Consider the following 13,352-nt stretch of genomic DNA (forward strand, 5'->3'; position numbering starts at 1 on the left):
GTAAGCGTCTTGTTTCCTGATCAGGTTTGTACGCGGTTGATGTGGCTTTCTTGCATCAAACGTCTTGAGGCCGAATAGCAAAATGGTTATGCAGTGGATTGCAAATCCACCTACGCCGGTTCGATTCCGACTTCGGCCTCCACTTTAAAACAGCTCCGTAGATCCATGATTTACGGAGCTTTTTTATTTTTGGAGCAATGACAGTTTTTGTCTTGAAAAGGACAGAAGCAACCTTGCTTCGCCGGGAAGGGATGTATATATTCCCCCTCTTGCTGCAGCAGCCTCGACTGGACCTCTGCTCCCCGCCGATGTCCATAGGCTTGAACGCGCTACCGCCCGAATGGCGAAACTGGTAGACGCATGGGACTTAAAATCCCCCGCTCGTAAGGGCGTGCCGGTTCGATTCCGGCTTCGGGCACCATCTAAAATCAAGGGTTTGCGAGCGAAAGCTGATGCAAACCCTTGTTCGTTTCTGGTCCGCTATTTTGGAGCTTTGCTCGCAAATCGCGCATCTGAAAGTCAGCCTTCGCGACTCCGACCGCCTTCCGGGCTTAAGCCCCGTCGGGGGCGATGGCTGGCGTATTGGCGTTTTATTCGGGAATGGTCTATTTCTTGATAGCTGGCATTAAGCTTGGATAAGGAAACTGATCTATTAATCTAGGTGTCTCGGTCTTTTAAGAGTCAAATCACTCAGTCTGTGCGGGTGGTTCATTTTAGCGTTGGACGCTGCGTGTAACTTAAATGGAGTTTTCTATGAAATTAATAGGGTTTCACGCTACTAGATCTGGGCATAGGGCATCCTTAACAAGCGGTCTAAAAGTCATGCCTGGGGCTTGGGATCATGCATCAGGAGGGGAGTTGGGAAGTGGTTTTTATGTAATAAGATCTTTTAAAAAAACACCGGCTCTTTATACTTATGGGTATGGGATTGCTTCTGCTGTTGTTCCTCCGGAGGGTGTTGATATATGGTCTGTATATTGTGCTCAGGAATTGGTCGATATGGAGAGCTTTGCGGTTCCGGAGGCTCAGCAGTGGCAGAACATACCTGCAGACTATTGCAATAATTATGATTGGCTGTCGAATGCTAGTGAAAACCCAGCTGTGCAGATTAAATTTAACCCTAGAGCTTATAGGTATCTAAAGATTGAGCTCACTCAGGTGTTAACTTTTCAACAGGCTGAGGATTTAGTGTTCGGTCCATGATTGATTTTGATGCGCGAGGCTTCGCGGTTACAGGTGATCTCAAGTGTGCGAGACATGTTTTCGGTTATCACGTATTCGTTTCGCGGCGGCGCGACTAGCGGAAGGGCAGCATCCAGGCCCAGGCCGTTCTGGGGGAGCAATGGCTGCATTTATTTTCATTTCTCCCGCAGGCAAGATGAGTTCATGTGATTTCATTGAGTTCTGATAGGGTGGGTGGGGGCGCAACATAGACTCGCTTGTAAGTGTAGTAAGGCGCCCTTTGCAATGTATTCTGTAGATCTGTTACGCCTTGGGCGGCTTTATCGAGTTCAATGATTTTCCCCTCTCCGCACGTTAAGGCGAAGTGCTCGCCGGTATCGCCAAACATTATGATTAGCGCCCGTTCCTCAGCCCTGTATCTGTTAGGCATGAACGGAGTGCCTTTACGACTCATATACCAGGCGAGCTTGCTAAAGCCTGAATCTTCATTTCCGGTTCCGGCTGTTTTTGTGATTGCTTTTACTATGTAATTTTTATTCCATAGGCCTGCATAGTATCCTGAAACAAGCAGTGACTCCCAACAGTTCATTGAAGTGGGTGGACGTTGGGTGGGGAGTGTGGGTTCGCTTTCCGATAAGGTCTCAGGCCCCTTTAGCCATGGATACAAAGGGATTCTGTTTTTCATGCCTGTTGGCAGATTAAGTACTAGCTGCACTCCCCATTTGGCATGGGTTGTCAATGTTTTCATTTCCGAAATCCACTTTTCTTTTTGTGCAAGATCCAGTGTCATTGGCATCGTTGAGGTCCCTCGGCGCGATGGGCGAATGAGTTGATTTATTTAAGAGTGCGAAGAAACTGTAGCTAAGAAATTAATCTTTTGTGGTTGTTGAGCTAATTATTCTTTCCGAAGTGAGGATGGCAGGGCGTGATTCCCAGTCCGCTTTTGTAGGCGTTGCTCGGTCACCACCAAGCGGCGTTCACAACCTGCGCCGAAATGCCTCGAGAATCTCCCGCGTGCCCTTTTTCATTTGCAGTTGCGCGATGGCGTCCAGCGGATGCCAGAGGCAGTCGCTGATTTCGTTCTGTGGCCGGGCTGTCTTTGAATCGGTGACTGCGGCTTCGAACACGTGGTGTTCGGTTTCACCGTCGCTGATGCGCATCAGATAAAGCAGGTTATGCGCGTCCAGCCCGGTCTCTTCGGTCAACTCGCGCAGGGCCGCCCCGGCATGGGTTTCACCGCGCTCCACGGTCCCACCAGGCAATGTCCAGCGGCTGTTGGCCTTGCGCACGAGTAAGATGTGGCGATCTTCCTCGCAGATGACGGTCGCTCGAATTTTCATGGCCTTGCTCAATCAGTGGCTGTCATTAAAATGAAATATAACTGCAATATTTGAGCCCGATGTCATACGGGCTGTCCACTACGGTTTTTACCGGGCGCCTCTCTGTACGACCGCGGCAATCGGCGAAAGACTGAACTTCATTTCATTCCCGCACTCGCTATCTGTCTGGACTGGGCATTAGACCGATCATCGCCTCGACTGAATCAGCTTGGAAAAAACGTATCCATGTTGGGTGGATAGCCAACCTCGGTTAGAGGGGAAGTGAGAAAGACATGACCACCGTTGAAGACTTCAAAATCAAATCCCACGAGCTTCTCGTGGAGCTGGACGCGGCCACGTCAGAAATGATGGCGCTCGTCGACGCACATCAAACGAGCGGGGTGAGTTGGGAGCAAGCCGTCCAGCGCCAGCATGACGCTTATGAACGGTGGGTCGCCTATCTGAATGAGCGGGGTTAGATGAAATTCCGGGTGTGGGGGAGGCGATGGCAGATTCTTTGAACGGACCGTCAGGGGGTATGCCTAAACCATAGACCTTAAGAGGATTGGACCATGTCTGAACTAGCCAGCTATTTCTGGATCGGCGTTGTGGTGCTTTTGCTGCTTGTGGATCTGTGGGCGATCATCAGTGTGTTTCGCAGTGACAAGACGGTCGGGACCAAAGCGGGCTGGGCGCTGCTGCTGATCATCTTGCCTGTGGTGGGCCTGGTCATCTGGGGCGTGGCCGGCCCTCGCGGTGTGAAGGAAGGCCCGTCGTCGCCAGAGCACAGCAAAGGCTAGGGAAGGGCCTTGACCGTTCATTGATTTTTCCAGCGCCCACCGGTGGTTTCGCAGTCTTTCTGTGCTTGCGCCAATAGTTCGGCGTCGTAGTAGTACCAGGTAACTTGCGCGTCGTCGGGAATGTTCGCCGACCCGCCGCTGCGGTCCTTGCTAGTTGAGCGTGGGTTGGCCAGGGCTTCCTGAGTCAGTCGAGCCTGGCATGTCGCCACATACCCCTCGGCGCAGCGTTCAACGGGGTTCTTCTGCGTACTCAGCGCACCTTTGCTTTCGTTGCTGCACGACCAGCCAATCGCCTCGGCTGGCACGCCTTTGTATTCGTAACAACTATGGGTTTCAATCTTCGGTATCGCTTGGCTCTGGGACCGAGTGATTACATCGCAGCCTTGCGCCATGGCGACGGCAGGGCTGGCACAGGCTATCAGCAGCAGGACTCTGGCGTACATGGTGTTCTCCCTCTAGCGGCTTTGCTCCGATACATATCAATATCGAGGCGCAAAGAACGCCCGCGTTCCATCGGTTTTCCAACCGGTAGAGCTTGAGGAAGAACCTGTGCAGCGCAATGCGTTAGCGGAACTTGGGCAATGGTCGCTCGGCGGGCTTGAGAGACGTCAGCGCGCTCTGGATAGAGGGGGCGTCTTTTTCGATGTCATTGAGACGATCCCGGATGCGCACGGCGGTAGGATGCCCGCCCTGATGATCGACCCAGTCAGCGATTTCCTTGCAGGCTGCCGCCAATCGTGCCTGACGCGATTCCAGCAAGGTGAGCACGGTGGTGATGGACTCTTTTTCAGACATGTCGCACCTCCATTGAGTGTGTATAGGGCACCACAAAACCCGCCAGCAGCGGGTTGTACCGATAATTAAGCGTAGTTGAGTTATTTCGGGTCAGGCGAAGAAAACGGCGCCCGGCCGGACGGCCGGTGCGCCGAAGAGGGGTTGCGGACTCAGCCTGACTCCTTTACCCAGGCCGGCGCGACACTGGCTCGCCAGCGCACGTCGGTAATACCGTATTTTTCTGCCAGTGGTTTTGACACCCGCTTGACCTTTTCCCTCCCGAATTTGGGGATGCGCCCGACACCCGCATCGCAACTGGCCCAATGCCAAGCTTCGGAATTGTTCATCACTTCGGCACGAATGATGAATGACTTGGGCTCGCCATGGAGCATGTAGTCGATGATGTAAAGCGATGGCCCGCCCATAAATCCTCCCTAATTAGTTCTATACGGATGGATGCAGAGGCGTGCGGAAAATTCCATCGGATCTCCAGACGGTCAAAAATAAGCGGGGCGGCGAGGCTCGCGGTCGGGAACCAAACCCGGTTAACCTTCTCCAAGCTGGGCTTGGGGCACCAAGGGCCATGGATCGTAGGCGAGTCAGTGCGATCACCATAAAAGGCACACAATGAAAATCTTCGCCAGGGTGCTGTCTCTCGTAGCCCTTGCCAGCGTTTTGCTGGGGTGCATTAGCGCTCCCATCGAACTGACTGCGCAGACCGAACAACGCCTTCGCACGCAACCGCCGATCCGCTTTCTGCTGACGTTCGATGACGGGCCCAGCGCATCGTCTTTCTGGAACCCGAGCATGAGCGTGCTCGATGCCTTGGCGCAAAATCCGGTGCAGCCGGGGATCAAAGCGGTATTTTTCGTGCAGACTCGAGCGTCGCGGGCCGGTGGCAGTGATATCGGCCGTTCGGTGATGCGTCGTGAACAGCAAGAAGGGCATGTGCTGGGCTTTCATACCGCGACCTCCGGGCACAGCAATCACCGGTTCCTCAGCCCTGATGAACTGGAACAGTCGCTGCTCAAGGGGAGCGCCGACATTGCCGCCATCACGGGGGCAGCTCCTGGCCTGGTGAGGCCGCCGTTCTGGAGCTACGACACCCGTACCTTCGCGGCCTACCGACGTCATGGCCTGCACATGTTGCTCACCGATCTGAGCGCCAATGACGGCAAAGTCTGGGGCATCACGGCCAGTCCGAGACGGCGAATCAACCTCATACGTCAGCTCAGCGAAGTGCGCGAACGTATCGCCATCGGACAGATACCTGCCGTTGATGGGGTCATTCCGGTGGTGGTGACCTTTCATGATCTCAATCGCTACACCGCACGACACGCCCGGGAATACCTGCAGATTCTGCTCGACGCTGCCCAGGCGACTGGGGTGAAGATCGACACCAAGCCATTTTATGACGATCGTCAGGCGCTTGAGCGAGCAGCGCTTGCTCGCACCGTCAAAGACGGCACCGAGCCGGTGCAACTGCCTGGGTTGTGGAACAGACTGTGGGGTTCGGGCTCACCCTGATGGGCATGTCGCTCCCGGAATTACGACGTCCGGTTGATGCCCTGGTGCCAACTGAGTGTAAGGTAAAGGGCGTATCTCGGGTTTATCTAGCAGGAGGTAACTATGAGTGCTGCGACGCTAACGAAAGTGCACATCAACGGTTATGACGTACTCAGTGTGAACAGCGGCCCATGGAGGGTCTGCACCCAGGTGGACCGGCTTGGCTCCTTTGCTTCCCGTGAGGAAGCGCTGGCTTACGCGGCGGCGTTGCCGGTGCGCAGAAACCGAAGCGATCGATCGGTTAACACTAAATAGCCCCGCCCAGACGGTCGTGTTCGCAGGTCAGAGTTGGCTGCACGCGCGCAACCCAGAAGGATGCTGCGCACGCAGCCAACTCGCTCCAGTGGTTCAGGTATTGGCCAGTTCCAGCGGGATCTCCAGGGTGAACAAGGCCCCTTGACCAGGCCCATCGCTCTGGGCGTAGAGACGGCCATTCATTTCAACTGCGGCCAGAGCACAGCTGTGCAAGCCGAATCCATGGCCGTCCTTGCGGGTCGTGAACCCGTGGTTGAAGATTCGAGCTTGGTTCTGCGGCGCGATACCCTCGCCTCGATCCTTGACGCTGAGGCGTAACGTGCTCTCAGCGACGATCTGGATCCCCAGCGTCATTTCCCGCGGATGCCCGGAAACATTCGACATCGCGAATTTGGCGTTGCTGATCAGGTTGATCAGAATCAGCAGCAACCGGTGCTTGTCTCCCAGGATGGTGGGGATGTCCTGAAAATCCTTGATGACCGTGACATGGTGCCGGCTCAGCGCGCCTGAGTTCATGCGTAACGCATCTTCGAACAGATCCTGACATTGAGCGGCTCGATCAGTCTCGCGGCGCCAGCGTAGGTTTGTTGGGTGGCGACGATTTCCTTGATGTGGTCAATGCTCTTGGTCAGTTGTGCCAGCTCGTCAATGAGCAGTCCCTGTTCGGCATTGATGGACTCGACCAGCTCATTGAAATAGCGAGGCAACAATTTGCCTTTTTCATCCAGGGTGATGAAACGGCCCAAATCCTCAGCATGTTCATTCATCATTTTTACCGCTTTGCCCAGACCGAGCGTCTTGCTGTTTTTCAACTTGCGGGTCACCAGGTCCGCCGAAATATTCACGCTGTTGAGAACGTTCCCCACGTTATGCAACACGTTTGTCGCGATCTCGGCCATTCCCGCCATTCGCGCCGCCTCCACCAGCTCACGTTCGGCCTGCATCAACTCGCGAGTGCGATCTTCCACCCGTTCTTCCAGCCGTTCGTTGGAGGATTGCAGTTCCTGGTTAATCTGAGTGATGAGCGCGGAGCTGCGAACCAACCGCGCGACAAGGTAGACCATCAAAATCGCCATGAGGCCGGCGCTCACAGCCAGATAGATATGATATTGGCGCTCGGTTGCGGCGGTCCTGCGTTGGGTTTCGTTCAACAGCTCGTTAATACTGTCCAGCTCTTGGGCGACCGGGATAACACTGATGCGGTCAATAAGGTCATTGACGATCGGTTGTTCCTGGATAATGGATTCAATATGTTGTGTCAGCGTGGTAAAGGACGGCAGGTAGGACGGGGGCAGTAGGGCGATGTATTGCTCCAGCGCATTGAGTTGGCTCTTTACCTCTTCCGCCTTGTCCGATGTGACATAAAGGGCGTATTCAAGGGTTGTCAAAGTCAGGTCAAGGACACTGGATGCAACTTCCCGGCGGTTTATCGGACTGTCGGTGCCCATTGCTCTGAGCCGTGTCTGGATGTCGTCCTCGGCAAGTGGCAGCGCATCCAGAGCGGCGCGTAAGTGGGTGTTGTGTTGCTGGAACTGCTCCACCAGCAGGCTTTTGTTCTTTACCGCCTCCACATAGCCTTGGCGCCTGGACGCCCAAAGGGCCGCCAAAGGGCCGGAATTATTGAGCTGCTCCAACTGCTCCCATCGACTGGCCGCTTCAGGTGGCGGGGTCAGCGACAGGTTGTTGTTGATGCCGATCTTCTTTCGCAGGATTTTGACGTTCCAGTTGGCGTCGGCCTGTTTGAGTTGCCGGATGAAATCCCGGGATTCGAAATAGGTGGAGGCGTCGTAGGTGTAGGATTTGATTAAAAAGAATATCGAGGCCGAGAAAGCCACCAGCGCGACGGCCAATAAAGCAGGCCATTTATATTTTTTGATGAGGTGGGTCACGCGATCCTCCCGTCAAGGTTCTTGAGCGGGGAGATCGGTGAGTTCCCAAGGTAAGGCAGGCCTGCGCCGGATGGGCCGATGGGTGAAGTGTTTGTTGGGTGTTGTACAGGTTGCGTGGGTCTGCTTTTGCCTGGGTGCACGTCGAGCTCCCTGCTAACGATGGCGTGGTACGTCAATGACGTGAGTGTAGCTAACGAGGCGGGGCGATGTGGGAGGCTGGAGGCGGGTGCAGATTAAGTCAGCCGTCACAGGGGCGGCCGACTTTCAGCACGGTCTATCACAGCGGTCACAGCTCAGGAGTGAACCGGATAATCCACATATCCACGTTGATCGCCACCAAAGAAAGTGCTCGGATCCGGCGTATTGAGTGACAACCCTTCGCGAATTCGCCGCGGCAGATCTGGATTGGCCAGAAACGGCCTGCCGAACGCGATGATGTCCGCGCGGCCGTCGATCAGCGCCTGTTCCGCCGTCGCGGGATCGTAGCCGCCGGCGATCATCAGTACGCCGTCCCAGGCTGCACGCAACTGACCGATAATGGCATCCCAGCGCGGATCGAAGTTCTCATCTTTTACAGTGCCGACGACGGCGGGCTCGACGAGGTGCAGATAGGCCAGGTTCCAGTGGTTCAACGAGCGCACGATATGGCCGAATGTAGCCTCAGGGGTTTCATCGCCCATGCCCATGAAGCGCCCCATGGGTGTCAGACGCACACCCACGCGTTCTTGACCGACCTCGTCGACTACGGCAGACACCACTTCCAGTAACAGACGAGCACGATTTTCCAGACTGCCGCCGTAACGGTCAGTGCGCTGGTTACTGTTACTGTTGATAAATTGATCCAGCAGATAACCATTGCCCGCGTGAATTTCCACACCATCCATCCCGGCGTTCATCGCATTGCGTGCAGCCTTGCGGTAGTCGCTGATAATGCCGGCGAGCTCTGAGGTTTGCAGCGCTCGGGGCACCGGCACATCACCCCAGACGCCTTGACCATCGGTATCGACGATGAACGTCTTGCCAGGTACGGGTAATGCACTCGGGGCAACCGGCAGCGCGTAGTCAGGCTGAAAACTGGGATGCGATACGCGGCCCACATGCCAGAGTTGCATGAAGATCAAACCGCCCGCCTCATGCACGGCGTTGCTGACTGCGCCCCAGGCTTGCACCTGTTCATCGCTGTAGATGCCCGGCGTCCAGGCATAACCCTGGCCCTGTCGGGATATTTGCGTCGCCTCGGTAATGATCAAGGCGGCGCTTGCACGTTGGCGGTAGTACTCGGCATTCATGGCTGTCGGAATGTCGCCCGGTTGCCCGGCGCGAGAGCGTGTCAGCGGTGCCATCGCCACTCGGTGGGCAAGTGTGTACGGACCTAATGCGATGGGACGAAACAGATGTGGCGTCATGGTGTTCTCCAATAATCGAAAAGTGCAGGCAGGTTGGGTTCAGGACGGCTGTTGCGAGCGAGTCAGGGGAAGGTTCAACCAGCGCCGCCCTGTGGCATTTGCGACGGCATTGCCGATGGCCGCGGCCATTGGTCCCTGGACGATTTCGGCGGCGCCGAGAAACGGTTGTCCCGGTTGATCGAGCAGATGAACGTCGACCTTTTTGGGCACTTGCGAAAAGCGCAGGATCGGATAACCACCCCAGTCGTAGCTGCGAATGCCTCCGGGGTCATAGGCGACTTTTTCATACAACGTCCAACTGGTTGACTGGACGACCCCCCCTTCCACTTGGTTGCGCAGGCCGTCGGGATTGACGATCTGCCCAACGTCCACGGCTGTGACGACGTGATCGATCTGCACTTCGCCAGTCTGGGGGTGCACCTGAAGGCGCACCGCGATGGCGCAATACCCCATGATGTTTTTGTAGCGGGCGAATGCGAAACCTATGCCCGCGCCAGGAGCGCTGCTTCTTTGCGGCCAGGCAATGGCATCGCGAACTTGCTCCACCACGGCCCGCGCCCTGGGATCGGTCAGATGGGCAAGGCGCAAGGCAACTGGATCGACTTCGGCCTTGATGGCCAGCTCATCCATGCAGGCTTCGATTGCGAAAATGTTGATGTGCGCGCCGAGTGAACGCATGGCCGATGTGCGAAATGGCATCTCGGTGATGAAGTTCATGTCGATGCGCGTCGAGCCCAATGTGTACAGGGGCACCGCGTTGCGATCGCCGTCGCCTTCGGGTTGTGCGATAGGCACCGAAGGTGCAGAAATGAAGGGGCGGGCCAGCAGCCGCGCCGGCAGCAAGCGTCCGGCGTTGACGATGCGTTCGTTATGAGGCGTAGTCCATAGCTCGCAGTTCCAGTCCTGCAGTCGACCCTGCGTATCAAGGTTGGCCTGGACCTCGGTAATCATCGCCGAACTGTAGGGCTCCCAGAGATTTTCCTGTTCGCGCATCCACTGCACCCGGACCGGGGTGCCCGGTAGTCGCATGGCAATCAACGCCGCGTCGGCCGCCGCATCGTCCGCGCCGTTGTGACCATAGCAACCCGAGCCTTCAGTATGGATACAGCGAACGCGCTCGGGTGGCAGTCCTGTCATTTCGGCAATCCCGGCGCGCAGGGGGTACACACCCTGAGTGTGGGTCCAGACCGTGAGGGTGCCGTCCTTGAGCCAGGCCACGGCGCATGACGGGCCGATGGAGCCGTGCATCAGATACTGTTTGGTTACGCGCGCGCGGTAGCTTTGGTGGGGCGCGTCTTGCGGGGTACCTTCATGACTGATTGGATAACGGCGTGAGGGGAGCCGTTCGAGCAAGGTATGGATCGATCCAGACTCGGGGATTGCCTGCCCGCCACTCCAATAGGCCGACTCGTATCCGCTGCGCATGGCCTTGATCGCTTGCCATTCATCAAGCGCCACCACGGCTAGATAATTACCATCGCGAATCACCTGCACAACCCCGGGCAGCATCTTGATCGATTTCGCATCGAAGACCTCCAGCCTGCTGCCGGGACGAGGCGGGCGGATGACTCGCGCATGCACCATGCCTGGCAGACGAATGTCTTGAACGAACGCGGCACCGCCACTGACTTTGGCCGCAATATCCAGCCTTTGCAGCGAATGGCCGATCAGCTTGAATTGCCTCGCCGGCATGACTGGCGATTCGGCCTTGGCGTAGAGGTGCAGATCGACACTCTTGACGGCGTCGGCATAGCTCATTCGCTGCCCGGCGGGGCCGAGAATGATGCCTTGCTCGGTGGTCAGCAGTGCCGGCAACACCTCCCAGCTACGCCCGGCCGACTCCAGCAGCAACTCACGCACCTGTGCCGCCGCGTTGTACAGCGCGGTCCCACTGTCGAAAATACTGTGGCTACCGGCGGTGTAGCCTTCGTTCGGTGTCAGAGCCGTATCGGCGGTCAGCAAATTGATCGCCGCCGGGGAGACTTCCAGGCGTTCCGCGGCTATTTGCAATAGGGCTGTCTTGACGCCGGTGCCCAACTCAACCTTGCCGGTGTAGACGGTGATGCCCTCTGCGCCGACCCGAATCCAGGCATCGAGATAGGGGTTGGTGCGCAGGCTGCCGGGCAGGTCCGGCGCCCGCACTACCGTGCCAAGCGTATCAACTTCAGTGTCTGCCCATGCGCGTCGGGCCATCGGCGCCAGGGTGAATGCCATCAACAAGGCGCCGCCCTTCAAGAAGGCGCGGCGACTGTGAGCCATCTCTTTAACCTGCGTCATAGCGAACTCCGGTTTTGCCTGGCTACAAGGCTGATCGCGTCGATAATTCGCAGGTGGGTTCCGCACCGACACAGGTTGCCTGCCATGTACTGGCGTATGGTCTGTTCGTCCGGGCACGGATTGCTTTCCAGCAATGCCTGGGCGCGCATCAACATACCGGCGATGCAGTAGCCGCACTGGGCCGCCTGTTTATCGATGAACGCCTTCTGTAAAGGGCCGGGGCGCTCGACGGTGCCGAGGCTTTCAACCGTTCGAACCTGTTTGCCGTCAAGGCCTGCGCAGGGTGTCACGCAGGAAAACACCGGCTTGTCATCGACAATGACGGTACAGGCTCCGCATTGGCCCAAGCCGCACCCGTACTTGGCGCCATTGAGCCCCAGGTGATTGCGCAGCGCGTAGAGCAGCGGCATGTCAGGTTCCAGCTCCAGTGTCTGGGGCGAGCCGTTGACATTGAGAGTGACTAGGGTCATTTCGTCTCCTGGCGTATCGCTTCAAGGGTGGCAGAAAGGTCCGTCCAGGGTTGGTCGGGACTGGCCTGGTGGCGCAGGTATGACGCCAGGGCTGAGAGTTGGGCGTTGTCGAGGCTGGCGGCAAACGGCGGCATCACCGGGCCCGGCATGCCCGGGGTGGCCGGGATGCCATCGAGTACGGTTTTGAGGAAGTTGCGCGCGCTTGAGGCTTGTAGTGCTGACGTACGATTCAGCGTCGGGCGCCCGTCGATTTCGCGCATTGGTGCCGCCGCACCATGGCAACCGGCACAGGCGCTGGCGAAGAGCAGGGCGCCATTGGCTTGAGCGGTGGGCTCAGCGCTGGCAGCATCGGGATGGATTTCCCTGATCACAGCCCGGCCGGGCAGACTCAGCAAGTACTCGGCAATCGCCTCTGCATCGGCCACCGGCATGCGTGCCAGGCTAAGACTGACCGCACGCATCGGTCCAGCCGCGGTGCCATGCCCCTCCACGACTTCCGCGCGAAGGTAGCGCACCAATTGCTCAGTGCTCCATGCGTTTGCACGACGGGCCATGCCGAGTAGCGAAGGCGCCTGCCAACCCTCCACGGAACCGCCCGCCAGGCTTTCGCCGCTCTTCTGGGCACCGAGTAAGTTCAGCGGTGAATGACACCCTGCGCAGTGGCCGGGCCCTTGGACCAGATAACGCCCGCGATTCCAGGCTTCAGATTGTCGTGCCACTGGCGTGAGTGGCTTTGCGTGCAGGAACAGCAGATTCCAGAATGAAACTAGCGGGCGGATGTTCATCGGGAAGTTCATGTTGTTTTGCATGGCCGGTGAGTTCACGGCAGGGCCGCTCATCAAGTACGCATAGGCGTCAGCGATGTCGTCTGCGGTCATGCGCCGGTAGTGTACGTAGGGAAAGGCCGGGTAAAGGAAGTGGCCATCGCGTGAGATCCCTTCGCGCATCGCCCGTTCGAATGCCGGCAGCGACCATTGACCAATTCCGGTCTGCGGATCCGCAGTGATGTTGGTGCTGTAAAGCGTGCCGAACGGCGTTCTTAGCGGCAGGCCCCCGGCCATGTATTGGCCGCCGGGTCGTGTATGGCACACCGCACAATCGCCTGCCTCGACAACGCGAGCACCGCGTTGCAATTGCGCGGAATCGAAGGTTCGCGGACGTTCGATGGGGGCTATCGCCGGACGCCACATCAGCATCAAGGCCCCGACCGCGCCTACCGAAGCCAGGACCACGGCGCTGATCCATAACGGCCTGGCTCTGGCGAAGTTACCCTTCATGAAAAGGCCCGGTGCCGCAGACGCGCTGTCGTGAGTGATGATGAGTTGGGGGTCATGAACAGCTCCTTGGTCAGCCTGGGAAGGGCGCCGGAGGAGAGACCTCTGCGCCAAGTGCCGAGGGTAAGGAAGGTGTGGCT

13 protein-coding genes, 2 tRNA genes and 1 pseudogene are annotated in these 13,352 nt (G+C 57.4%); 6 read left to right on the top strand and 10 right to left on the bottom strand.

All coding sequences use genetic code 11. The features are described 5' to 3' along the window. The first annotated feature begins 68 nt into the window (after positions 1 to 68). The 3 genes from BMY45_RS12130 (at position 69) to BMY45_RS27520 (ending at position 1,203) form a co-directional block, all read left to right on the top strand. Positions 69 to 142: transfer RNA gene (locus BMY45_RS12130), tRNA-Cys, on the top strand. Between the two features lie 192 nt (positions 143 to 334). Beyond that, a tRNA-Leu gene (locus tag BMY45_RS12135) sits at positions 335 to 421 on the top strand. Positions 422 to 753: 332 nt separating this feature from the next. Continuing rightward, positions 754 to 1,203 carry a hypothetical protein gene (locus tag BMY45_RS27520; RefSeq protein ID WP_143071636.1) on the top strand — a complete coding sequence of 150 codons (450 nt, stop codon included), beginning with the start codon at positions 754 to 756 and terminating at the stop codon, positions 1,201 to 1,203. A 181-nt stretch (positions 1,204 to 1,384) separates the two neighbouring features. Here BMY45_RS27520 and BMY45_RS27525 read toward each other — a convergent pair whose 3' ends face one another. Together BMY45_RS27525 and BMY45_RS12150 are read right to left on the bottom strand one after the other, a co-directional pair. Beyond that, positions 1,385 to 1,978, bottom strand: a complete 594-nt coding sequence (locus BMY45_RS27525; RefSeq protein WP_143071637.1) for a hypothetical protein — start codon at positions 1,976 to 1,978, stop codon at positions 1,385 to 1,387. Positions 1,979 to 2,159: 181 nt separating this feature from the next. Continuing rightward, the gene (locus BMY45_RS12150; protein WP_092397836.1) at positions 2,160 to 2,522 is read right to left on the bottom strand and encodes an NUDIX hydrolase; all 363 of its coding nucleotides are present in this window, start codon (positions 2,520 to 2,522) and stop codon (positions 2,160 to 2,162) included. Positions 2,523 to 2,794: 272 nt separating this feature from the next. Between BMY45_RS12150 and BMY45_RS12155 the strand changes: the two genes are divergently transcribed. Beyond that, positions 2,795 to 2,980 (top strand): hypothetical protein, encoded by a 186-nt coding sequence (locus BMY45_RS12155; RefSeq protein ID WP_092397838.1) that lies wholly within the window; start codon positions 2,795 to 2,797, stop codon positions 2,978 to 2,980. A gap of 93 nt (positions 2,981 to 3,073) precedes the next feature. Further along, complete coding sequence (locus BMY45_RS12160) at positions 3,074 to 3,301, top strand: PLD nuclease N-terminal domain-containing protein (RefSeq protein ID WP_092397840.1); 228 nt, start codon at positions 3,074 to 3,076, stop codon at positions 3,299 to 3,301. A 17-nt stretch (positions 3,302 to 3,318) separates the two neighbouring features. On the opposite strand, the gene BMY45_RS12165 is transcribed toward BMY45_RS12160, so the two are convergent. The 3 genes from BMY45_RS12165 to BMY45_RS12175 all read right to left on the bottom strand — a co-directional run bounded on the left by BMY45_RS12165 (position 3,319) and on the right by BMY45_RS12175 (position 4,500). Beyond that, the gene (locus BMY45_RS12165; protein ID WP_092397842.1) at positions 3,319 to 3,744 is read right to left on the bottom strand and encodes a hypothetical protein; all 426 of its coding nucleotides are present in this window, start codon (positions 3,742 to 3,744) and stop codon (positions 3,319 to 3,321) included. Positions 3,745 to 3,865: 121 nt separating this feature from the next. Further along, entirely contained in the window at positions 3,866 to 4,096 is a 231-nt protein-coding gene (locus tag BMY45_RS12170) for a hypothetical protein (RefSeq protein WP_047226593.1), read from the bottom strand. A gap of 149 nt (positions 4,097 to 4,245) precedes the next feature. Continuing rightward, positions 4,246 to 4,500 carry a DUF6555 family protein gene (locus tag BMY45_RS12175; RefSeq protein WP_047226592.1) on the bottom strand — a complete coding sequence of 85 codons (255 nt, stop codon included), beginning with the start codon at positions 4,498 to 4,500 and terminating at the stop codon, positions 4,246 to 4,248. A gap of 202 nt (positions 4,501 to 4,702) precedes the next feature. On the opposite strand from BMY45_RS12175, the gene BMY45_RS12180 reads away from it, so the two are divergent. Then, positions 4,703 to 5,602, top strand: coding sequence for a polysaccharide deacetylase family protein (locus BMY45_RS12180; protein WP_092397844.1), 900 nt, complete (start codon positions 4,703 to 4,705; stop codon positions 5,600 to 5,602). 387 nt (positions 5,603 to 5,989) lie between these two features. Here BMY45_RS12180 and BMY45_RS12190 read toward each other — a convergent pair. The 5 genes and pseudogenes from BMY45_RS12190 to BMY45_RS12210 form a co-directional block, all read right to left on the bottom strand. Next, positions 5,990 to 7,785, bottom strand: a pseudogene (locus BMY45_RS12190) (DAHL domain-containing protein). Positions 7,786 to 8,078: 293 nt separating this feature from the next. Beyond that, entirely contained in the window at positions 8,079 to 9,191 is a 1,113-nt protein-coding gene (locus tag BMY45_RS12195) for an alkene reductase (protein WP_092397848.1), read from the bottom strand. A gap of 39 nt (positions 9,192 to 9,230) precedes the next feature. Next, entirely contained in the window at positions 9,231 to 11,468 is a 2,238-nt protein-coding gene (locus BMY45_RS12200; protein WP_092397850.1) for a xanthine dehydrogenase family protein molybdopterin-binding subunit, read from the bottom strand. Continuing rightward, positions 11,465 to 11,938 carry a (2Fe-2S)-binding protein gene (locus tag BMY45_RS12205; protein WP_092397852.1) on the bottom strand — a complete coding sequence of 158 codons (474 nt, stop codon included), beginning with the start codon at positions 11,936 to 11,938 and terminating at the stop codon, positions 11,465 to 11,467. Before BMY45_RS12205 ends, BMY45_RS12200 begins: the two co-directional genes overlap by 4 nt. Next, positions 11,935 to 13,215: a c-type cytochrome gene (locus tag BMY45_RS12210; RefSeq protein ID WP_092397854.1), complete on the bottom strand. Its 1,281-nt coding sequence runs from the start codon at positions 13,213 to 13,215 to the stop codon at positions 11,935 to 11,937. Before BMY45_RS12210 ends, BMY45_RS12205 begins: the two co-directional genes overlap by 4 nt. Positions 13,216 to 13,352 lie beyond the last annotated feature (137 nt).

This window comes from Pseudomonas sp. NFACC39-1 (assembly GCF_900110355.1).
GTDB classification, from domain to species: Bacteria; Pseudomonadota; Gammaproteobacteria; order Pseudomonadales; family Pseudomonadaceae; genus Aquipseudomonas; species Aquipseudomonas tehranensis.

What these genes read in the sequence shown, in the direction of transcription:
- BMY45_RS12200 (WP_092397850.1), bottom strand. Translation starts at nt 11,468, where the DNA reads ATGACGCAGGTTAAAGAGATGGCTCACAGTCGCCGCGCCTTCTTGAAG.
- BMY45_RS27525 (WP_143071637.1), bottom strand. Translation starts at nt 1,978, where the DNA reads ATGCCAATGACACTGGATCTTGCACAAAAAGAAAAGTGGATTTCGGAA.
- BMY45_RS12210 (WP_092397854.1), bottom strand. Translation starts at nt 13,215, where the DNA reads ATGAAGGGTAACTTCGCCAGAGCCAGGCCGTTATGGATCAGCGCCGTG.
- BMY45_RS12205 (WP_092397852.1), bottom strand. Translation starts at nt 11,938, where the DNA reads ATGACCCTAGTCACTCTCAATGTCAACGGCTCGCCCCAGACACTGGAG.
- BMY45_RS12170 (WP_047226593.1), bottom strand. Translation starts at nt 4,096, where the DNA reads ATGTCTGAAAAAGAGTCCATCACCACCGTGCTCACCTTGCTGGAATCG.
- BMY45_RS12195 (WP_092397848.1), bottom strand. Translation starts at nt 9,191, where the DNA reads ATGACGCCACATCTGTTTCGTCCCATCGCATTAGGTCCGTACACACTT.
- BMY45_RS12165 (WP_092397842.1), bottom strand. Translation starts at nt 3,744, where the DNA reads ATGTACGCCAGAGTCCTGCTGCTGATAGCCTGTGCCAGCCCTGCCGTC.
- BMY45_RS12180 (WP_092397844.1), top strand. Translation starts at nt 4,703, where the DNA reads ATGAAAATCTTCGCCAGGGTGCTGTCTCTCGTAGCCCTTGCCAGCGTT.
- BMY45_RS12160 (WP_092397840.1), top strand. Translation starts at nt 3,074, where the DNA reads ATGTCTGAACTAGCCAGCTATTTCTGGATCGGCGTTGTGGTGCTTTTG.
- BMY45_RS12150 (WP_092397836.1), bottom strand. Translation starts at nt 2,522, where the DNA reads ATGAAAATTCGAGCGACCGTCATCTGCGAGGAAGATCGCCACATCTTA.
- BMY45_RS27520 (WP_143071636.1), top strand. Translation starts at nt 754, where the DNA reads ATGAAATTAATAGGGTTTCACGCTACTAGATCTGGGCATAGGGCATCC.
- BMY45_RS12175 (WP_047226592.1), bottom strand. Translation starts at nt 4,500, where the DNA reads ATGGGCGGGCCATCGCTTTACATCATCGACTACATGCTCCATGGCGAG.
- BMY45_RS12155 (WP_092397838.1), top strand. Translation starts at nt 2,795, where the DNA reads ATGACCACCGTTGAAGACTTCAAAATCAAATCCCACGAGCTTCTCGTG.